The sequence below is a fragment of the Geovibrio sp. ADMFC3 genome, from assembly GCF_054687035.1.
Genome location: NZ_BAAFZG010000002.1, coordinates 1,418,390 through 1,439,138, shown reverse-complemented (window position 1 = coordinate 1,439,138; position 20,749 = coordinate 1,418,390). Strand labels below are relative to the sequence as shown.

Annotated in this window: 23 protein-coding genes; 16 read left to right on the top strand and 7 right to left on the bottom strand. The window is 45.5% G+C overall.

The window, feature by feature from the left end; translation table 11 throughout:
- Positions 1–44: 44 nt before the first annotated feature.
- The 8 genes from ACYRYY_RS07190 to truA all read left to right on the top strand — a co-directional run bounded on the left by ACYRYY_RS07190 (position 45) and on the right by truA (position 9,437).
- Entirely contained in the window at positions 45–1,025 is a 981-nt protein-coding gene (locus tag ACYRYY_RS07190; RefSeq protein WP_460214930.1) for a dihydroorotate dehydrogenase-like protein, read from the top strand.
- Positions 1,026–1,034: 9 nt separating this feature from the next.
- On the top strand, positions 1,035–2,375 hold the full coding sequence (gene trkA / locus ACYRYY_RS07185) for a Trk system potassium transporter TrkA (RefSeq protein WP_460214929.1): 1,341 nt from the start codon (positions 1,035–1,037) through the stop codon (positions 2,373–2,375).
- 2 nt (positions 2,376–2,377) lie between these two features.
- Complete coding sequence (locus tag ACYRYY_RS07180) at positions 2,378–3,829, top strand: TrkH family potassium uptake protein (RefSeq protein ID WP_460214928.1); 1,452 nt, start codon at positions 2,378–2,380, stop codon at positions 3,827–3,829.
- The gene (gene hypF / locus ACYRYY_RS07175; protein WP_460214927.1) at positions 3,826–6,054 is read left to right on the top strand and encodes a carbamoyltransferase HypF; all 2,229 of its coding nucleotides are present in this window, start codon (positions 3,826–3,828) and stop codon (positions 6,052–6,054) included. The genes ACYRYY_RS07180 and hypF overlap by 4 nt, the downstream gene beginning before the upstream one ends.
- A 189-nt stretch (positions 6,055–6,243) precedes the next feature.
- The gene (gene lnt / locus ACYRYY_RS07170; protein ID WP_460214926.1) at positions 6,244–7,737 is read left to right on the top strand and encodes an apolipoprotein N-acyltransferase; all 1,494 of its coding nucleotides are present in this window, start codon (positions 6,244–6,246) and stop codon (positions 7,735–7,737) included.
- Between the two features lie 49 nt (positions 7,738–7,786).
- Positions 7,787–7,993, top strand: coding sequence for a twin-arginine translocase TatA/TatE family subunit (tatA, locus tag ACYRYY_RS07165; protein ID WP_265822826.1), 207 nt, complete (start codon positions 7,787–7,789; stop codon positions 7,991–7,993).
- Between the two features lie 33 nt (positions 7,994–8,026).
- Positions 8,027–8,710, top strand: coding sequence for an energy-coupling factor transporter transmembrane component T family protein (locus tag ACYRYY_RS07160; protein ID WP_460214925.1), 684 nt, complete (start codon positions 8,027–8,029; stop codon positions 8,708–8,710).
- Positions 8,703–9,437: a tRNA pseudouridine(38-40) synthase TruA gene (gene truA, locus ACYRYY_RS07155; RefSeq protein ID WP_460214924.1), complete on the top strand. Its 735-nt coding sequence runs from the start codon at positions 8,703–8,705 to the stop codon at positions 9,435–9,437. Before ACYRYY_RS07160 ends, truA begins: the two co-directional genes overlap by 8 nt.
- Here the strand turns inward: truA and ACYRYY_RS07150 are convergent, their stop codons facing one another.
- On the bottom strand, positions 9,438–10,004 hold the full coding sequence (locus tag ACYRYY_RS07150) for a hypothetical protein (RefSeq protein WP_460214923.1): 567 nt from the start codon (positions 10,002–10,004) through the stop codon (positions 9,438–9,440).
- Positions 10,005–10,015: 11 nt separating this feature from the next.
- Entirely contained in the window at positions 10,016–10,249 is a 234-nt protein-coding gene (locus ACYRYY_RS07145; protein ID WP_460214922.1) for a hypothetical protein, read from the bottom strand.
- A gap of 115 nt (positions 10,250–10,364) precedes the next feature.
- On the opposite strand from ACYRYY_RS07145, the gene ACYRYY_RS07140 reads away from it, so the two are divergent.
- From ACYRYY_RS07140 to ACYRYY_RS07105, 8 genes are all read left to right on the top strand, one after another.
- Entirely contained in the window at positions 10,365–11,204 is an 840-nt protein-coding gene (locus ACYRYY_RS07140; RefSeq protein WP_460214921.1) for a zinc dependent phospholipase C family protein, read from the top strand.
- Between the two features lie 72 nt (positions 11,205–11,276).
- A complete protein-coding gene (locus ACYRYY_RS07135) occupies positions 11,277–12,017 on the top strand; it encodes an HNH endonuclease (RefSeq protein WP_460214920.1) in 741 nt (246 codons plus the stop codon).
- A gap of 182 nt (positions 12,018–12,199) precedes the next feature.
- On the top strand, positions 12,200–13,021 hold the full coding sequence (locus ACYRYY_RS07130) for a sulfite exporter TauE/SafE family protein (protein WP_460214919.1): 822 nt from the start codon (positions 12,200–12,202) through the stop codon (positions 13,019–13,021).
- A 4-nt stretch (positions 13,022–13,025) separates the two neighbouring features.
- Positions 13,026–13,343 (top strand): DUF1634 domain-containing protein, encoded by a 318-nt coding sequence (locus ACYRYY_RS07125; protein WP_460214918.1) that lies wholly within the window; start codon positions 13,026–13,028, stop codon positions 13,341–13,343.
- Positions 13,340–14,125 (top strand): enoyl-CoA hydratase/isomerase family protein, encoded by a 786-nt coding sequence (locus ACYRYY_RS07120; protein ID WP_460214917.1) that lies wholly within the window; start codon positions 13,340–13,342, stop codon positions 14,123–14,125. Before ACYRYY_RS07125 ends, ACYRYY_RS07120 begins: the two co-directional genes overlap by 4 nt.
- Positions 14,125–14,772: an enoyl-CoA hydratase/isomerase family protein gene (locus ACYRYY_RS07115; protein WP_460214916.1), complete on the top strand. Its 648-nt coding sequence runs from the start codon at positions 14,125–14,127 to the stop codon at positions 14,770–14,772. Before ACYRYY_RS07120 ends, ACYRYY_RS07115 begins: the two co-directional genes overlap by 1 nt.
- A 218-nt stretch (positions 14,773–14,990) precedes the next feature.
- Positions 14,991–15,368, top strand: a complete 378-nt coding sequence (locus ACYRYY_RS07110) for a hypothetical protein (RefSeq protein ID WP_460214915.1) — start codon at positions 14,991–14,993, stop codon at positions 15,366–15,368.
- Positions 15,369–15,440: 72 nt separating this feature from the next.
- Complete coding sequence (locus ACYRYY_RS07105) at positions 15,441–16,118, top strand: TrmH family RNA methyltransferase (RefSeq protein ID WP_460214914.1); 678 nt, start codon at positions 15,441–15,443, stop codon at positions 16,116–16,118.
- Between the two features lies 1 nt (position 16,119).
- Here the strand turns inward: ACYRYY_RS07105 and ACYRYY_RS07100 are convergent, their stop codons facing one another.
- The 5 genes from ACYRYY_RS07100 to ACYRYY_RS07080 all read right to left on the bottom strand — a co-directional run bounded on the left by ACYRYY_RS07100 (position 16,120) and on the right by ACYRYY_RS07080 (position 20,720).
- Positions 16,120–16,635, bottom strand: coding sequence for a hypothetical protein (locus ACYRYY_RS07100; protein WP_460214913.1), 516 nt, complete (start codon positions 16,633–16,635; stop codon positions 16,120–16,122).
- A 120-nt stretch (positions 16,636–16,755) separates the two neighbouring features.
- The gene (locus tag ACYRYY_RS07095) at positions 16,756–17,421 is read right to left on the bottom strand and encodes a cytochrome c biogenesis protein (RefSeq protein ID WP_460214912.1); all 666 of its coding nucleotides are present in this window, start codon (positions 17,419–17,421) and stop codon (positions 16,756–16,758) included.
- 3 nt (positions 17,422–17,424) lie between these two features.
- Positions 17,425–18,102, bottom strand: coding sequence for a heme exporter protein CcmB (locus tag ACYRYY_RS07090; RefSeq protein WP_460214911.1), 678 nt, complete (start codon positions 18,100–18,102; stop codon positions 17,425–17,427).
- A 1-nt stretch (position 18,103) separates the two neighbouring features.
- Positions 18,104–18,811 carry an ABC transporter ATP-binding protein gene (locus tag ACYRYY_RS07085; protein WP_460214910.1) on the bottom strand — a complete coding sequence of 236 codons (708 nt, stop codon included), beginning with the start codon at positions 18,809–18,811 and terminating at the stop codon, positions 18,104–18,106.
- Complete coding sequence (locus tag ACYRYY_RS07080; RefSeq protein ID WP_460214909.1) at positions 18,804–20,720, bottom strand: heme lyase CcmF/NrfE family subunit; 1,917 nt, start codon at positions 20,718–20,720, stop codon at positions 18,804–18,806. The genes ACYRYY_RS07085 and ACYRYY_RS07080 overlap by 8 nt, the downstream gene beginning before the upstream one ends.
- Positions 20,721–20,749: the final 29 nt, after the last annotated feature.

Sequence of the window (20,749 nt, the reverse complement as noted above, 5' to 3'; positions counted from 1 at the left end):
CCTTATAATGAAAATAATCGTAAAAACTCATTAAGGAAGGAACTATGGCTGATTTAAGCGTGAACTACATGGGGCTCAAGCTGAAAAGCCCGATAATTCTCGGAAGCTCCACCATGTCCAAAACTATTGAGAATATGAAAGCAGCTGAAAGCGAAGGGGCGGGGGCTGTTATTCTCAAATCACTTTTTGAAGAAGAACTAAGGCAGACTGACGGCGGTTATTCTGATAACTTCCACCCCGAAGCCTATGAATATATAATGAAAGATGCGCTTATGGTCTACGGAACAAAGGGCTATGTGGAAAATATCGAAAAAACCAAAAACGCCCTTAATATCCCCGTGATAGCCAGTATAAACTGCATGGGCGGCAAATGGTGGGCAGGCTTTGCAAAAGATATTGAGCATGCCGGAGCGGATGCGGTTGAGCTGAATATAGCTTATGTTCCCTTCAGCGTGACAGACGACCCCAGAGAGGTTGAGCAGAGATATATAGACACTGTTAAGGCTGTGAAGGCAGAAGTAAAAATCCCTGTTGCGGTCAAGATCGGACCAAACTTCACATCAATTCCATACATGGCGGCAAAATTAAAGGAAGCAGGGGCGGACAGCCTGACGCTTTTTAACAGATACTACCAGATGGCGATAGATACCAACACTCTCAAACTCAAACCTGTTCATTACTACAGCACAGAAAACGAGACATATAATGTTCTGCGCTGGGTGTCTGTGATCACTTCGCAGCTTGGGATAAACGTAAGCTCCTCAACAGGTGTCCATTCCTCCTCTTCCGTGCTTCAGCATATACTTGCCGGAACGTCAGCGGTTCAGATGGTTTCAGAGGTATATAAAAACGGATTCGGACGTATCTCAACTATTCTTGAAGAGGTTGACCAGTGGCTTGACCTCCGTAAAAAAGCTTCCTTAAGCGATATACGTGGACTTGCTTCAAAGAAAAACGCCGGAGAACACATGGGGTTTGAGCGTACCCAGTATATGAAAATAGCAGAGGCTATGCTTGTTCAGTAGGCTTGGTTCATGAAAATATTTATAGCCGGAGCGGGCGAGGTGGGATTCCACATCGCCGAACAGCTTATTCTTGAAAACAAGGATGTAGTGGTTATCGAGCGTGATAATGAGCGTGCGAAGCATGCCTCGAATCACCTTGACTGCATGGTTATCAATGACGATGCAACCAATATCGAAGTGCTGAAAGAGGCAGGGATAGCGAAAGCAACCGCCTTTATATCCGCCACCGATTCCGATGAAGTAAACATGATAAGCTGTTTTGTTGTTGCCAGCGAATTTGATGTACCGCTCAAAATTGCCCGTGTGAAAAGCCTTAAATATGTGGGAACACGTATTTTCAACGGCGGCTACGGTGTTGACTACATAGTTAATCCGGAAATCGAAGCAGCGAAAGCTATTGTAAATAATATCCAACACGGAGCCACAAGCGATATTTTCAGCTTTGATGACAGTGAAATACAGCTTCGTGACATATATATAGATGATGAACATTTCCTCCTCGGCAAAAAACTGAAGGAGATAAAGGGAACTCTCAAAGAGGAGTTCATAATAGCAGGGATAATCCGTGAGGACGACATAATTATCCCCGATGGTGAAACCCTTGTGGAAGAAGGGGATCACGTTTTCATAGTCGCATCGGTCAATACCTTTGAAAAAATCCTCACAAAAACCGGAACTCCGAAAAAACGTATCAAAACCGTGGTAATTGTCGGTGCTGGAAGAATGGGAAGATACGTTACTGAAAAACTTCTCCAGCTCGGCAGAAGAGTTAAGGTTGTGGACAGGGATTATGAGCTGTGCAAGAAGGTTGCCTCTGATTACCCCGGCGCTTTGGTGATAAACGGAGATATTTCAGACAAGAGTATCTTTGAGGATGAACAGTTTGACGGCAGTGATCTCATTGTTACCACCACAAGCAATGAGGAGCTGAATATCCTCACTGCTATTTATGCTAAATCTCTCGGAGTTAAGAAGGCTATAGCCTTGGTAAACAAGACAAACTATCTGCATATCTCTGCGGAGCTGGGGCTCAATGCCACCGTCAGCCCTAAACTTAGCTCGGTGAATGCGATCCTTAAATATATGCGTCAGGGAAATATTCTGAATGTGTTTAAGATCTTTGACGGAAGAGCTGAGGTGACAGAGTTCAGCCTCGGAGCGGGGAATGAACTCTGCGGAAAGACTCTTAAGGATATAAAGTTCCCCTCCGGATCTCTTGTTGCCGCTGTCTCCAGAGGCTCAAAGCACATTATTCCTGACGGAAATTTCATTTTTAAAGAAAAAGACAGAATTGTGACTTTCTCCGCAAAAGAAGCTTCCACTGAGCTGTCAGAGATGTTTTCCGGCTGATTATGCATTTCAAGGTTATATTCAAAACCGTTTCGGTTCTTATACTGATTCTTGATGTTTTTCTTCTTTTCTGTGCCGGTGTAGGAGCATTCTATGAGGAGTGGGCAGCGGTGCGCAGTTTTCTGCTTTCCATATCCGTCAGCGGGCTGATCAGCTGCGGTATTCTATTTGTTTTCCGGCATGAAAAGCAGAAAACCCTTTCCACAAGGGACGGACTGCTGGTTGTTACCCTGAGCTGGCTTGTCGCTTCAACTGTGGCAGCTTTTCCTTATATCTTTGAAGTGGGGATGCTCAGTGTTACTGATGCCTTTTTTGAAACAATGTCAGGCTTTTCCACCACGGGCGCAACAATTCTTACTGATATTGAACAAATGCCAAAATCTCTTCTTCTGTGGCGCTCACTTACTCACTGGCTGGGCGGAATGGGCATTGTTGTCCTTGGTGTTGCGATCTTGCCGCTTCTCGGAATCGGCGGTATGCAGCTTATGCAGGCGGAAGCCCCCGGACCCACTGTGGACAAGATTACGCCCCGCATAGCTGAAACAGCCAAGTACCTCTGGTATGTTTATGTGGGGTTCACCGCTCTTGAGACATTTCTTCTGGTGTGCGGCGGTATGACTTTCTTTGACGCTGTAAACCACAGCTTTAGCACACTCGCCACAGGCGGGTTCTCCACAAAGAATTTAAGTGTAGGGCATTATGATTCGGCCTATATTGACGGAGTGATAACTCTCTTTATGGTGATAGCAGGTATGAACTTCACCCTGCATTTCAGGCTTATGAGCGGAAACTTCAAAGGGATTTTCCGCAATACGGAGCTTAAGGCGTATCTTTTGATCTTCGTTTCCGCCAGTGCGGTTATCGCTTTCAGTCTGTATGGAAAAATATATGACAGTATCTGGCAGAGCATACGCTACGCATCTTTTCAGGCAGCATCCATCCTCACCACCACGGGCTTTGCCACTGCGGATTATGAATACTGGACATTCTTGGGGCAGGTTGTTCTGCTTACTTTGATGTTTGTGGGCGGATGTTCCGGCTCAACAGCCGGCGGTATAAAGGTTGTCAGGATCGCAACCCTCCTCAAACAGGGGTTTAATGAAATGAAATTTCTTGTGCATCCCAGAGGAGTCTTTGTGTTGAAAATCAGCGGACATCCGGTGCGCAAGAACATTGTTTATGCCATAAGCGGATTCTTTTTCCTGTATGTCTGCACCATTCTGCTTGTAACTGTAGCTCTGGCAGCGTCAGAAATAGATCTGCTCACTTCTCTTACAGCGGCTCTTGCAACTGTTGGAAATATTGGTCCCGGTTTCGGCAATGTCGGACCTGCGGAGAACTATGCTTTTCTGCCGGATCATGTTAAATGGATCTTAAGCTTTGCCATGATGGCAGGCAGGCTTGAGCTTTACACTGTGTTTGTACTGTTTACGCCTATGTTTTGGAAGAAATGACAAATACTTACATTATACGAATCAAAGGAATTGTGCAGGGTGTCGGCTTCCGCCCGTTTGTGTATCAGCTTGCTTCGGATAAGGGGTTTAAGGGCTATGTCCTCAATGACTCAGCCGGAGTTGAGATAGGGCTTGAATGCCCCTATGAAGCAGCCGCAGAGTTTGCCGATGAAGTCAGAAGACTTGCCCCGCCTCTTTCACACATAGTTTCTGTTAAAATAACAGAAGGCGTGGAAAATGGTTTTGACGGCTTTGAGATCAGAGAATCTGAGAACACTGACGGTCTCACGCTGGTTTCCCCTGATGTGGCTATATGTCCCGACTGCCGCAGGGAGCTGTTTGACAAAACAGACAGACGTTATCAGTATCCTTTCATAAACTGCACCAACTGCGGACCCAGATATTCCATAATAAAAGCAATACCTTACGATAGAAAAATGACAACAATGAGCAGCTTTGCCATGTGCGCAGACTGCGAATCAGAATATAAAAACCCCGCTGACAGGCGTTTCCACGCACAGCCTGACTGCTGCCCTGTCTGTGGACCGCAGGTTTACGGCTTCGGGCTGCATGGAGACGAGGCTTTACAGGCGGCGGCTGATGCTGTGAATAATGGCGAAATCCTCGCCATGAAGGGCTTGGGCGGTTATCACCTTATTTGTGATGCCATGAATGATTCTGCGGTGAACAGACTGCGGGAGCTTAAACGCAGAGGCGAAAAACCATTCGCCGTGATGTGTGCTGATGCGGTTGTACTCGAAAAATACCGACCTTTGAACGATGCTGAAAGAAATATAATCACAAGTCCGCAGGCTCCGGTTCTTCTTCTGGACTGGGAGAATCCGCCTTTTTCCACCGCAGTGAACCCCATGGGGAGCAATGTAGGCGTTATGACAGCCTATACCCCTCTCCATGCTGTGCTGATGAGCCGTCTTGATACGGACTTTATAATAGCCACAAGCGGAAACCTGCGTGATGAACCTATCTGCATAAATGAAGTAGAGGCGGAAGAAAAACTTAAGCATTATACGGATAAATTCCTTCATCATAACAGAGATATACATAACAGAGTGGATGACTCCGTAGTGGCTGTTGCCTGCGGCTTTCCATATGTTCTGCGCCGTGCAAGGGGCTTTGCGCCTTATCCTGTGATGCTGCCGTTTGAGGCGGATATACCCGTGGCGGGTGCGGGAGCGCATCTTAAAAACGGGATCTGCTTCGCCTCCGGCGGATACGCATTTCCGGGGCAGTATATAGGCGACCTTGACAACCCTGAAACACGGGACTTTTATGCCGAAACATGGGATAAAATGCGCCTGTTGCTCGGCATAGAGCCAAAGAAGATTATTACAGATACTCACCCTGATTATTTCAGCACCCGATTTGCCGCAGAAACAGGGATTGAAACCGTTGCTATGCAGCATCATCTGGCGCATTTTTATGCTGTTCTGGGAGAAAACGGACACACCGGCGATTCTCTGGGGCTGATACTGGACGGAACTGGACTCGGAACAGACGGACGGATATGGGGCGGAGAACTATTTGTCAGGAAAGATAAAACTGTGACACGCTCCGCTCATTTGCCGTATATTTTACAGCCTGCTATGGATACTGCGGCGAAAAAGCCCTTGATGATGCTTGTTTCGCTGATGAAGGCATACGGGCTGGAAAAATACACCGATTTTCTTTACGAAAGATTTCCTCAGATGCAGACTGTTCTGAAACTCACTGAAAAAATAGTAGAAACAAGGCTGAACTCCATCGAAACCTCCAGCACCGGTAGGCTTTTTGAGGCAGCAGGGGCTCTGGTTTCAGGTATTGCAGAAAATGATTTTGAAGCACATCTGGCGATAAAGCTGGAATATATGGCGGATAAAACTGTCACAGACTATTATGAGACGGGTGAAATGAACCCCGCCGAATTGTTTGAAGGACTTTTTCGTGACCTGACATCCGGCACACCGCAGTCAGTATGCTCGGCAAGGTTCCATAACGGTTTTGCCCGCATGCTTCTGAATGTCTGCATTAAACATGGCAGCGGAATAAAGCATGTCGCTCTCTCCGGCGGTGTGTTCCAGAATATGCTTCTCCTTGAGCGAGTTACATCTCTCCTGAAAGCAAACGGGTTCACCCCCCTAATTCACGGCAGAATTCCTGCTAATGACGGTTGTATCTCCCTTGGGCAGATCTGCGGTTATGTATATGGTGATAGGATAAATTTTTGATAAAAATTCTATATTTTGAAAATTATTTACTTAATAAATAGTTATAGTGTTGAAGAAATATGCTTTAGAGAAACCATTCAAAAACCCATTCGCTTTGCGGATGTGCTGAATAAAGTTACTTCGTAAGGTATCACGGCTGAAAAATATCCGGCTTTACCTTCGTTTTTCCAGAGGCGGTATATATTCATTATGAACAAAAAGGCAAATTCCAGAGATCTTTTTCATGCGGCGGCTTTGCTGTTTGCTTCGGTTATGCTGCTCACTCTTGCGTCTCCGGGGTTTGGCAGAGGCTTTCTGGCATGGTTTGCTCTTGTGCCTTTGTTTATCCTCGGTGAGAAAAGATACATCCGCCCGTTTTGGGCAGGACTTTTATTCGGAGAGTTTTATTACTTTTTCGGAATCTCGTGGCTGTCTTTTCCCCTTACGGATATAGGCAGTGCGCCGCTTTTTGTATCCTGGATAGTAACTGCGGTTTTTGCCGCCTACCTTGGGCTTTATTACGGGCTGACTATGTGGGTTTTTGCCCGCACGAAAGGCTCTCTTCTTTTTGTGCCTGTTGTTTTCGCCTGCGGCGAGTATTTCAGGGGGGGATTCCTTACGGGTTTTCCGTGGCTTACTCTGGGGCAGACACAGTATCTGTACCCTGACATTCTCACTGTGACTTCGTTTATGGGCGAATACGGGCTGAGCTTTCTGATAGTTGCGGGAAACCTCCTTGTTTATCACGGAGTCCGCAGTAAAAAGCACGCAATGTTCGCAGGCGGAATTTTCCTCCCTGTGGTGCTTTATCTGCTGGGTACTATCATGCCCGAACCTGCGGCAGAGGGTTCTGCAAAGATCCGCATGGTGCAGACAGGCGTGGCGCAGGAAGAAAAATGGGATGCGGACAAGAAGGAACGTGTGATAAGCAATGTTCAGCAGATGGTGCTGGGCAGCGGTTTTAAGGATTATGATCTGCTTGTACTGCCGGAAACTGCGTATCCGGTTATGGTGCAGGACGATGCTTTGATAGATCTCACCCTCTCCACCATAGGTGAGGACACTCCTGTTCTGATAGGCGTAATGCGCAGGGAAGAGCAGGAGAACAAACGAAGCTACTACAACAGTGCCGCCCTTTACGCAGGGGCAGGTTCTGCGGTTTATGACAAGGTGCATCTTGTCCCATTCGGTGAGTATTTTCCCTTGGGCGGGCTATTTAAGTCTGTGGATGAATACTTCTTCGGCGGAGCGCAGGATTACAGCAAAGGTGATACGTTCGGCGTTTTTGACCTTGATAAAATGAAGATTGCGCCTATGATCTGCTACGAGGGCGCATTTTACAAACAGCTCATGGCTCAGATCGCAGCCGGGGCAAATATGGTAACGATCATCTCCAACGACAGCTGGTTCGGGTTTTCCCACGGACGCTATCAGCACCTTGCAGTAGATGTGATGCGTGCCTCGGAATTCGGCAGGTGGATCGCTCGCTGCACACAGTCCGGAATATCTGCCTTTATAGACCAGAAGGGACGTATAAAGTCCGTTATGGGTGTGGGCGAAAAAGGGTATCTGGACTACGAGATGAACCTTCTCACACAGAGAACGTTCTTCAGTTTATACGGTTACACATGGCTTGGAGTGCTTTTATTTATAAGTCTATCAGTGACACTTATAAAGCGGATTCGCAAGTATAATAAGCCTTGAATAAATGGACGATGTGTATTAATGTTCATACATCTTTAGGAGGCAAAGTATGGGTTCAGTAGGTTCTCAGCAGATTCTGATCATCCTTATAATCGCTCTGGTTATATTCGGTGCGGGCAAACTTCCTCAGATCGGTGACGGTCTCGGAAAAGCCATCAGAAACTTTAAAAAGTCCGCAAAGGATGCAGAAGACGCCCTCGATATCACTCCGGAAACGGATAAAAAGAAAATCGAGAACGAAAATAAAGACGCCTGATTATTTCAGGACTGTCTGACGGTGCGGTTTTAAGTGGCTGGGGGGAGTTTCGGTTCTTATATAGATACTGATTCCTTCCTTCATAGGCTGCACCCCGCTGTTAAGGCTGTTTCTGTTATTATATTGACAATTACGGCCGGAATGGTGAAATCCCCTTCCGGCTTGTTTTATTTCTGGGCAGTGTTTGCCGCAGTTCTCTTATTTTCAAGGATTAGCCCTGTTCTTTTTCTGAGAGCGCTCATTCCTCTTTCTCCCGTACTTATTGCATCATTCGCAAGCCACTGGTTTTTCGGAATAAGAGATACAGAGTCTTCGCTTTTTATAGTTTACAGGCTTACACTTCTGATATTCTTTTCGTCGCTTCTTACATTCATGATCAAAACAGATCACCTCACTGCGCTGTTTTACCGTGTGTTCCGCATTGTTCCTTTTGTTGATGCCAAGGGGCTGAGTGTTTCTCTCGGCTGTGCCCTGAGCTTTGTGCCGGAGTTCTTCACTTTCTTCAGACCAAAAGGTGAAAAACGAATCGGCAGGCTATTTTCCATAAAGGAGTTTCTCGCTCCGTTAGCGGAAAAAGCCATGACACATTCAAGGAACTCCGTGTGTGTTATGCTTGAAACTTTTGATGAAAGAATGAGACTTCCAAATATGAAACTGTCAGATTATACTGCACTTTTTTTGGTGATAACTCTTTCTGCCGGCGGTTACTATGTATAACAGAAAATGTATTGTGGAATATGACGGAACAGATTTTTGCGGATGGCAGGCGCAGAAAGAGGTGCGCACTGTTCAGTCGGAGATAGAAAAAGCACTGGCGACAATGTATAAAACAAACCTTTTTGCAATAGGTTCAGGACGCACAGACGCCGGAGTTCATGCTCTCAATCAGGTTTTTAATTTCCGCACGGAAAACTATATACCTCCTGAAGGTTTTGTTATGGGGATAAACACCATTCTCCCCAAGGATATAGCTGTGAAATCTGCGGAGGATGTTGAGCCGGAGTTTCACTCCCAGAAATCAGCCGTCAGCAAAACATATATGTACAGGCTGCTTACACGCTGGACACCCTCTGCACTGGACAGAAACAGGGCTTGGTGGCTGAAGAAGAAACCTGATATCGAGCTGATGGCGGAGCTTCTGAAGGCTGTGGAGGGCGAGCATGACTTTGCCTGTTTCTGCGCCGCAGAAGGCATGAAGGAAAACACTGTCCGTACCATATACCACACAAAGGTTTACACCGACGGGGACTATATTCATTTTGAAATCAACGGAAGCGGATTCCTGCACATGATGATCCGCATCATCACCGGAACGGTTGTCAGGGGTGCATTCAGGAAGCAGACCCCTGCGGATATACATGAGATTATCAAAGGGAAAGACAGAAGAAAGGCGGGAATGACCGCCCCCGCCTGCGGATTGTATCTTAAAGAAGTTTTTTACTGATTATTTGTGGAAAATATCCCTCACTACTCCATCTTCACCGAAAGTAACATATGTTTTCTGGAACAGATTCAGGTGGTAAATCCATGTCTCAGCATTAAGCGAAGGGGTTAAATCCACAGGAGGAGTCCCCAGCGCTTTGAGCATAATATCTCTGGTCATTCCTTTGGCTGCTTCACCATTACGGATAAAGCTTTGTGCCTGTTCGGAATAGCCGGACAAGTCAACCTTTTCCGTGCCGAGAAGCTTGTTCCTGTAATCAGTGAGGCTTACGCCGCTGTTATCTTTATCGTTAGATACGACAATCTTATGCCTGCCGTCAACAGTGGCTATCTCAAAGGATTCATCACCCGTGAGGTCATATCCGCCTATGGAACGGATTTTCACAGGGGTATTGATTGGGATAAGCGTTCCTTCTCGGTAGTTTGCGGATTTATGGATACCCGCTTTATAAAAGAATGAGAACTGCGTGTAATAGGTTGTGTCGTCCATTGATGTGGTCTTTTTGCCCACTGTAACGCAGGCGGCAACCGAAAGGAGTACCGCCAGCACCAGAAATATCCGCTTCATTATAATCTCCGTTATCCCTCGCAGGGTTTTATAAAAATTTTGGTTTCAACATCAATATATTCCGCATACCACACAGCGAAACCGTCTTCAATCCATTTGAGATCTGCTTCGTTCATGCCTTTCGTGAGCTTATCGTACTCTGCCTCACGGTCTCTGGCTATCTGTTTTTCGCCTTCGGTAAGTTCTTCCCAGTCATCTTTCATGCGGGTGAATTCCTTTTTGAGTTCAAGAGCTTTTTCTTTCATGACAACTACCTCCGGTTTATGTTCATTTTGTTAGCGGATATTAATACCTTAATTATCTTAATTTATTTTGTCAACACCTCTTGCGGAAATCAGGAGCTGTTACTACTATATTAGCATGAAAACTATATCTATCTTTGCCGCTGTCTTACTGTATTTTGTCCCTGATTCGGCTTTTGCATGGGGCTTCCAGACGCACCTTGCCATAGCCAGTAGTATCTTAGCGTCAGCAAACGGAGTTATTAAAGCATACCCTGCCTACTTCATGCTGGGCAATATCTTTCCTGACTTTTTCCTGTTTCTGAAAGATTTTTCGGAATATAAGCGTAATCTCGACACACATTCATGGAAAACTGTATCAAAGCTGTTTAAGGGTATTAAAACCGATGAGGAACAGGCATTTGCCCATGGTTATGCGGCGCATCTCTCTGCGGATATTGTGGCGCATAACCGTTTTGTCCCGCAGCATCTTATGTATATGGGTAAGGGGCGCATGGGGTCTCACCTGATGCTGGAATACGCAGAAGAGGCTCTGCACAACAACCGCTACAGCGGAACAATGATGAAGCTGATGACAGAGGCGGAAGAACTCGGTGATCTTTTTATACGGGTGATGAATATTGATCCTTCTTTTTTTACCAAGGAGATGCACACACTTCGCCTTGCTTTGAGTTATCAGAAAATGTTCCGGCTTCAGAAGGCTGTCAAGGCTTATAAGCTTGCCACTATGCCTTCATTCAAGGAGCATTGCGTCAGCTTCCGCATAGAAGCGGAAAAGCTTGCCGGTTTGTCTGTCTCCAAAGGTTTTGAGGCTCTCAGCGATTATGACCCCATGGGTAAACAGGCGATGGAAAAAGCCCGTGAAAAACACGACAGGCTTGTGAAAAACGTGGGAATCCGCAAAATGAAGGAACGCTACCGCAGCAGAGATGTTTATTCTTATATGCCGACTGATTAGAGAGCAGCCTGAATTTGTTGCTTTAATAAAAAGTTAATGCTTAACTTCTTTAATACATTAGAGGTTAGCAGTATGTCGGTTATAACAAAAACAATGATTGAAGCAGCATATGAGCAAGGTAAAAAATTCTATAACCAAGAGATAACGAGAATTGAGGCTATAGGTTATCTTGTTGTGAATTGTAAGATGAATCAAGCCTCTGCAAGTCATTATATTCAAGTATTATCTTGTATGCTGAGAGGGATTAATTATTCTCGAAATATTAATAATGATTCTGTGGAATACTTTCTGAGGAAGATTCATGATGATTTTGGGTATATTGGATTAAGTAAAGCGTTAGATTCTGTTGAATCACATATTGAATATTATGCCAAGCTTCCAAATGGTGGGAAGTTAGTATCGCTGCAAAAAATACTTGATGAATTTACAATATTGAAAATGAGTGGATTTGAGATTCCTGAGGAGATTTCTACTGATACCCCAGTATACGAAGGTGCAAAAAAAAGTATTATTGTTAATGTTTATGAACGAGACTCTATTGCAAGAAAAAGGTGTCTTGCTATAAAAGGTTATAAATGTATCGTTTGTAATTTTGATTTTTCTGCGTTTTATGGAGATGTTGGAAGACAGTTTATCCATGTGCATCATACAAAACCTCTCAGTACGATAAATCAGGGTTACATGGTTGATCCTTGCAAAGATTTAGTCCCTGTTTGTCCAAATTGCCATTCCATGTTGCATAAAAGAAAACCGGAGCCTTATACAATAGAAGAACTCAAACAAATGATTCTAACTAAGAAAAAACATCTTTGAGTCAAGATAATGTTTGAATTTTATTTGAGACTATAGATGCTTACTACAACTCCAAGGATGGAGTTGCGTCGTGCGAAGCGAAGCCGCATTTACTGCGGCGCGAGCGTGTGCTTAAAACTGACAGGATGTGCAGTTTTAAGCTATTAAGTTGACATTCATCATTCATTAACCTATATCAGTATATGATTGAAATATTACAGCTTATCCCCGTGGGGATACTTGCGGGCGTCCTTGGTTATCTGCTGGGAATCGGCGGCGGAGTGCTGATTGTCCCTGTGCTTGTTCTTATATTCGGTTACCCGATTCACACAGCGGTGGCGGCTTCCCTTGCGTCCATAACCGTGGGCAGTGTGCTTATCTCTGCATCAAACCTCAACCGTAATTTTGTCAATGTACCTCTTGCTGTGACACTTGAGACAGTGACTATTCTCGGCGCTCTTATCGGCGGTTACATCAGTGTTTCCGTGAGCGAAAGACCTATCCTTATCATGTTCTCCATTGTTACCCTTATAACTGCTTATCTCATGTGGAAAAAGACTGTCAGCACAGAAGATGCCGAGACACCGCCGGATGAAGGAAATGGATTTTATTCCGGTTCGTACATGGATGAACTGCGGGGCAGGGTGATTCACTATAAGGTAAAAAAAGTGCATTACTCTATGCTTGTTTCGGCGGGTGCTGGCGTTATCTCGAGCATGCTTGGTGTCGGCGGCGGTTTTTTTAAGGTTCCTGCCATGAATATTCTCTCCGGCGTGCCGCTGCGTGTGGCGACTGCAACAAGCAATTTTATGATAGGTTTCACGGCGGCGGCCGGTTGTGTAGCGTACATTTTTCACGGGTATATGCTGCCGCAGCTTGCGGGTTCCATAATAGCCGGAGTTCTCATCGGTTCAACATTCGCTACGGCAAAACTCCGCAAAGTGACGGACAGCCGAATCAAAAAACTTTTCATATTCATTCTGCTCCTCATTGCATTGCAGATGTTCATAAGGTCGCTGGGGTAGGGTTATGGAAAAAAATCTTGGCAGACTCCTTAAATATATAGGTCTTTTCGGTGTTGGCATTGTTATCCTCGGTCTGGCGGAAAATCTGCTCGGACTGGGCGCTGAATATGTTAATAAGAGCATTGCAGGGCATATAGCGGGTGCGTTTACCCTCAACGGGACTGACACCATAATGACAGGCATATGGACGGTTATCACAGCTCCTGCTGTTGGTGTGCTTTATGTTCTCTGGCACGGGCTGGCTAAGAAAAACTACCGCCTTGCTGCCATGTGCATTATTATAGTTGCCATGCTCTGCGTGGTTATGATTCTGGGTGAATGATGGGATGTTTCGGTCTTGAAATTTCAGGAAAATCAGCGGTTATTACATTAGAAAAAAGATGCTTTGATCCGCTTATACTCTGCCGTGTTCTTGAGGATGCGGAAGCGGACAGAAATATAGATTTTGTACGCCTTCGTGGAAAAGACGGCAGCTTTACAATGGGGCGTGCAGTGTCAGATCTGGGTTCTTTCGGTGAGAAGGAAGCCAGAGTCTATGCCGAACGCGGGCAGAGACTTATAAAGACAATACGCAGGCTGAAAAAGCTGGTGATAGCCGAGATTGACGGCGAGGCATTCGGGGCAGGATTTGAAACCGCTCTTGCCTGTGATCTTATATTTGCTGTCTCTTCATCTAAATTCGCCTTTCCTGAAGTTAACTTAGGTATTATTCCCGGGTTCGGAGGAACCCAACTTGCTTCCCGCAAAGTTTATGAAACATTCGCAAAGTATCTGGTTTTCACCGGCGAAGCAGTTTCTGCGGAGGAGCTTTATGCAAAGGGTATAGTTAATGCAGTATTCAGCGATGCTTCATCAATGTATGAGCATGTGGATTCCCTGTGCATGAAACTTTCCGGAAAAAGCACTTTTATACTTGGTCTCGCCAAAGAAACTGTGAATAACGGACTGGAGATGGATTTTGACAAGGCTTTGCTGTTTGAGCAAAACGCTTTTACCTTTTCATTTTCCTGTGAGGACAAGCGTGAGGGTATGGGCGCTTTTATAGAGAAGAGAAAGCCGGTATTCAAAAACCGCTGGGAAGATCTCCGGTTTGAGGATGAGTGATGATAAGCCTCACTTTGAAAGAACTCACAGCATTCATAACGCTTACCCCGCCTGAAGGCAGGTTTACCCTGCTGGATGCGCCGACCATAAAGAAGATTATCCGCAGCATTAAAGAGGCGGCGGAGACTCCCGCTAAGGTGATCCGTATTCAGGGTGCTTCCGGATGTTTTGCAGTGGGAGCAGACCTCAAGACTATGTATGACTATGACGGGTTCACCGCAAAGGGGTTTTCGATGCTCGGTAACTCTCTGTTTAACCTGATGCGTACTGTTCCGCAGATAGTCATAGGGGAGATAGACGGCTACTGCATGGGCGGAGGCATGGATTTCGCTGCTGCGTGTGATTTCAGACTTGCCACGGCTGAGAGCGTATTCGCCCATCCGGGGACGAAGCTTGGGATAATCACCGGGTTCGGCGGAACGCAGGCAATTCCACGGATAATGAAACCAGCCGCCGCTGCTGACTTCTTTTACACCGGAGAAATGTTCCGTGCGGATGTAATGAAAAAAAACGGGTTTCTTCTTGATGTCTTTTCTTCCGCAGCAGATATGGATTCTTACACTAACTCCTTAGCATCTAAAATTTCTTTAAAAGATAGGACTCTCCTTAGCAGTATGAAAAGGAGCTTTTTTCACAAAGGTTTATAAGTTTCTATATATTTTTTCCCTTTTTTTCTTAAAAATCACTTAAGTTTTTTTCGTTTTAGCCGATAAGAAAGATGCACGGATGCAATTGTTTTACAGGGATGTTGCCTTATAGGTGTGCCCGTGCGAAGAACTCCTTTCTTACCAGTATTTTCAGACGCTTCAAAAGGTTCCCGCACAGTATTCAAGCACCCCTAATTTGTACAAGTCAGGGGGACAGTATGAAAATCGAACGCAGCAGCGCTCTGCCGGAAAGGCAGGACAACAGAAATTCATCAGGCGAGGTGGTTAAGTTTCACAACTCAGCCATCGCAGAAACAGCAAGCAGAATCGAGGATAAACGCAGGCTCCGCATAGCGGAATACGATACTATTGAGTATCACAGTGAACTGCGTGAAAAAGATTTTGCCAAGCAGGAAAAGGTTAAACACCTGCGCTTTGTAGAGTATGACGAAATAGTGAACGAGCGCAAAGAGCTTAAAGATCTTCTTGTGAAGTTTGAAGAAAAAAAGGAAGAGAGAGTTACGAGAGAGTACCGTGACCAGCAGTATCTCACTGAGCTTTTCATGAGGGGGCTCTATTTTGATGAGCTTGTGTGAAACTCTTTTTCCTTGCGGGGTTTTTCAAGGGCTGTTATAACTCCCTCTAGCTAATCAGCTAAGGAAAGGAATATGATAATACACGGAAGAAACACTGTAGCGGAAGCGCTTAAACTCGGACTGGTTAAAAACCTTTTTCTCCGCAAGGGCTCAACATTCAGGGAGAAACCTGATGACCTTGAAGCGGCGGAGTTTGGCAGAAGGGAGTTTGAACACCGTTTCGGGGATGAGGCGCAGGGCGTTGCGGCAGAGATAAATGATATAGAACCGAAAGAATTTGTCCGCCATAAGAAAGATATACAGGGCGATGTCCTCATTCTGGACAGGATACAGGATCCCCATAACTACGGGACTATAATCCGTGCGGCGAACTGTTTCGGCGTGAAGACAATAATCGTGGCGAGATATCATCAGGCTCCTGTCACGGCGGCAGTTTGCAAAGCTTCAAGCGGAACTTTGTTCTATGCAGATATTTATGAAACAACGAACATCAGCTCTGCCGCTGAAGATTTGCAGAAGATGGGCTACAAGATATATGCCGCCGATGTGGACGGAGAAACAGTGCTGAATGATGTGAAGTTTGCGGAAAAATCAGCGGTTATCCTGGGCTCCGAAGGCAAAGGAATACGCCCCGGTGTGCTGGAGAAGGCTGACACTGCGTTCCGCATACCCATGTCAGGAGATATTGACTCGCTGAACGTGTCACAGAGTGCGGCGGTGATCCTCCACGCTCTTTTCTCTTCAAAATAAGCTATTTAACCGACTCTTCCAGTTCATCGAACGCGTTTCCGGCGCGTTCGTGGGAGAGGGAGTATTTCAGCTTTTCAAGCCTTTCTTCCTGATAGCTTATCAGCTCATTTTTCCCTATGCATGCTTTTGAAAATGCGGTGTGTATATCTTTGTCGTACACTATATTTCTGAACTGCATTGTTTTGGTTATAAACACGGGAAGTTCAGGGTCTTTCATAAATGCTTTTGTGAATTCTATCTCTTTAGGGTCTTTCAGGTTTCTGTATTCATCATAGACCGCCACCTGAAGTATGCCGTTTATCTTTTCATTCATAAGGGTATATGAACTGCCTTTCAGTGCGTCCACGGCGTCGTAGCCGCCCCTCTCGTGGGCAAATACGCATATTTCATTTGAAGATTCCTTATAAAACCAGTTTGGTGCGCCTTCGATTTTTACAACTGGTGTCGCCAGAACATAAAATTTGAAGAGATAAGCCGCCAGAGCCTTTGCCAGAGCCAGAGCAATTAATTCAAACATAACTCCACCGCCTTAAATAAGTCTATGAATGAATTATACAGCTTAAAGCAGGCAATGGCATGGTAATTTTACTGATTAAAAAAGCCTCCGCAGGTTTGCACCGGGAGGCTTGGAGTTTTTCTAGGATGCTCTTTCCAGAGCTGCAAATCTGCGTCTTGCCCTTGCAAGGCGCACTCTTTTGATAAGCAGGCTGAAATAAAGCAGCGTGAATATCAGAAGAGCAACAAACATAGCATGAAGCATCATGGGGTGAAGTCCGCCGCCGCCTTTCTGTACCACGTTGGGGTGTATGGTATTTTTCCATATGCGGATAGAGAAGAAGACAATAGGCACATCTATAAAGCCGATTATACCCACAGCAGCTGCAAAACGGGCTCTTTTGCTGTCTTCATCTATGAACTTGCGGAGCATTATATAGCCCACATAGATAAACCAGAGGATCGCAGTGGTGGTAAGTCTGGGGTCCCATGTCCACCAAGCTCCCCATGCAGCCTTGCCCCAAACGGGACCGGTGGTAAGAACTATGGTACAGAAGAGAAGACCGATTTCGGCGGAGCTTTCAGCTATATCGTCAAAGCTGAAGTCATCCTTCATCAGGTAAAGAATGCTCGTGCAGAAGGTCACAAAAAAGGCGAAAAACGAAATCCACGCTGATGCCACATGGAAATAGAAAATCTTCTGGTTAGGTCCCAGAGATTTTGCCACGGGAGCGTAGATAAACGCCATATAAAGACCGAAAGGCACAAGGATAATAAGTGCTGCGTCAAGGATTTTTTCTTTGCTCATTAGCTATTCCTCTACTATGAAGTCAAACACCGCAAATACAACGGCGGTGAAAATAATATCGAATATAAGAAGGATCTTCAGCCACGGGTAAGCAAGAGCATGATCGTGACCGAGGACAAAAATATTAAGACTCTGCACTGAGGCGAGAATGACCGGAACAAGTATCGGCAGAAGCAGAAGCGGAAGCATGACTTCCCTTGTTCTGGTGTTTACGGATATGAGCGAGAACAGCGTTCCCAGCACGGCGAACCCGTATGTGCCGAGGAAAAAGACAGATGCAGTCAATGCTCCGCCTGCGAAAACATTTACATTATAAAGCACTGTGAATATGGGGATTGTGATTATCTCCACCATTGCTATGAATGTAAAATTGCTTAAAACTTTGCCGAAGAAGATTGAGCTTGGATCAACGGGAGATAAAAGAAGCGCCTGAAGGTTGCCCCCCTGAACTTCTGTCATCATAGACTTATTCAGCCCCAGAAGTCCTGCAAAAACAAAGCTCATCCACAATATGCCGCCGACAACCTCGTTTTTCATGTCGCTGCCCGGCTCGAAAATGAAGCTGAATACAACAACGACAAGGAGGGAGAAGACCAGCATGGAATTAACAACTTCCTTGGACTTGAACTCTTCAAGAATATCTTTTCTGAAAATGCAGAATACGGTATTAAAATAGCCCATCTCAGCTTACCGCCTGCATGTATATTTCCTCGAACTCTTTTTCGGGAATCTCTTCTTTTTTGCTGTCCAGAGTGAATTTGCCGCCTTTGACAACAACTATTCTGGAGGCAAGCTCATAACCTCTGGGGAGATTGTGAGTAACCATAACTATGGTTTTTTTAAGGGAAAACTGTTCCTTAAGGATGCCTGTGAGAACCAGTGAGGCATGCTGATCAAGCCCTGTGTAGGGTTCATCAAGCAGGATAATATCAGGGTCGTGCATGAGCGCACGGGCAATGGAAAGCCTCTGGAGCATTCCTCTTGAAAACGCCCGTACTCTGTCATGCTTTCTGGCGAGAAGTTCAACTCTTTTCAACAGAAAATCCGCCCTTGCGGGGACATCTTTTAGTCCGTAAAGCCTGCCGTAAAAGACAAGGTTTTCAAAAGCGCTCAGGTTTTCATATAAAAAAGGCTGGTGCGAGATTACTCCGAAGTGTCTTCTGAAATCATCCTTCATCTTTTTTATGGGCGTACCTTTAAAAAAAATATCACCCTCACTCGGTTTGGTGAGGGTGGAAAGGATTTTCAGAAGGGTGGACTTCCCTGCCCCGTTCGGTCCGAACACAGACATGAAGTCCCCTTCCGCAAGTTCAAAGGTCACACCCTTCAATGCTTCGGTGTGACCGTATCTCTTTTTAACATTATCCAGCCTGAAAATAGGCTCAGGCATTTTTGCTCCTGCCGGTAACAGTATAAACAGCGCCCACGCACATAACGGCGCAGCCTATCCAGAGCCAAATGAGAAGAGGCTCATAAACTACCTGAATTCCGATGTAGTTTTCAGGTTTGGAATAGCTGGCAAGTATGAAGTAGAGGTCGCCTTTCAGTTTCGAGTAGATTGCAACTTCCGCCCATGCTTCCTCACGTTTGTTGTAGAAGCGTCTTTCCGGAGCGACAGTGACTATCTCTTTACCGTTTTCTGTTACTTTAACAGGTGCGTAGACAGATGTAAAGTTCTGACCCTGATTTACGGTGAGTTCACCCACCTGCATTTCATACTGACCGAATGTAAAGCTTTCACCGGGGGCTACCACATGCTCATCCTTGATGTTGTAGAAGGATGAGGCGATGATTCCGTAAGCCATTATAACAACGCCTATGTGGACAAGGAGTCCGCCGTAGTGCCTGCGCTGAGTGAGGATTACTCTGGCTCCGTTATTTTTAACGGAGGTTATAATCCTTGTGATGATTGTGGCGAGTGAAAGTGTTGTCACACCTGTGAGAATGAGAGGGATAGGCATTGTATAGCCTTTCACATACATTAACACCATAGATGCCAGAGCAGCAATCACAGCGGGTATTATTTTTTTATAGAAGCTTTCCCCTATCTCCTTGCCGTACTGAGCCATGGGGGCAAGACCCGCAAAAAGAAGGATCAGTATGAAGAACGGGGTGGATACTTTATTGAAGTAGGGGATATTAACCGTAAGCTTATTGCCCACAACTCCGAAGACTCCCATAATCCCGTAATATGCCTGTGAGAGGATAGGCATGGTTGTTCCCACAAGGACAACAACCATGAGACCGAGGAAAACCCAGTTTGCGATGAAAAACATTCCTTCTCTGGAGGAGAAGTGAAATTCTTTTTCTTCGGGATCTTTATAAAGCTTGAGGTTTGTGAGCAGCATGATGAGGTAAGCAACTGTTGCAACCACCATAAATACTATGAAAAATGTACCGAGGCTTGATTTGCCGAATGAGTGAACAGACTCTATAACGCCGCTTCTTGTGAGAAACGTTCCGAATATGCAGAGTATAAAGGATGTCATCAGCAGGGTGTGAGTCCATATTTTGAGCTTGTTTCTCTGCTCGTATATAAGAGCGGAGTGCAGATAAGCAGTAGCGGTGATCCATGGAAGAAGAGAAGCGTTTTCAACTGGATCCCATGCCCAGTATCCGCCCCAGCCAAGTTCAACATAAGCCCACTGACCGCCGAGAACAATACCTATTGTAAGGAAAACCCATGAGAATATTGCCCATCCTCTGCTCTCTTTCACCCAAAGGTTTGAACCGTCATTGGTGATGATGGATGCTATGGCGTGTCCCAGAGGAACTGTGAAACCGGCAAAGCCAAGGAAAAGTGTTGGCGGATGATAAATCATTCCGGGGTTCTGGAGAAGGGGGTTCATTCCCACGCCGTCCTGCGGCATAAAGTTCAGTTCCGCAAAAGGGTTGGTAACGAAACAGGTAAGGATCAGGAAAAAAGAAGACGAAACTGATATAACAAAAAGAACAGTACTCTTATATCTTGGGTCGTAATCTCTGAGCCTTATCATTTCAATCATGGCGAATATAACAAGAAGAAGTCCCCAAAAAAGTAGAGAACCTGCCTGCCCTGCCCAGAAAGCACTGAGCTTATAAACCATAGGCAGTGCAAGGTCTGTGTACTGAGCGACATATTCAATCTTGAAATTGCTTGTGACAAGCGCCAGAAGAAGAACCAGAGAGGCAATACCGATTGCCGCTGTCTGTGCGATGAGGAAATATCCTCCGATTTTATCGTAAATTTTGTTTTCGCTTCTCATCCCTGTTAAGTAGAAGTAAGAAGCACCTGCGCCTGTTATAAGCGCAAGGAGCATAAACAAAAATCCTGCTCCGCCCACTGTTC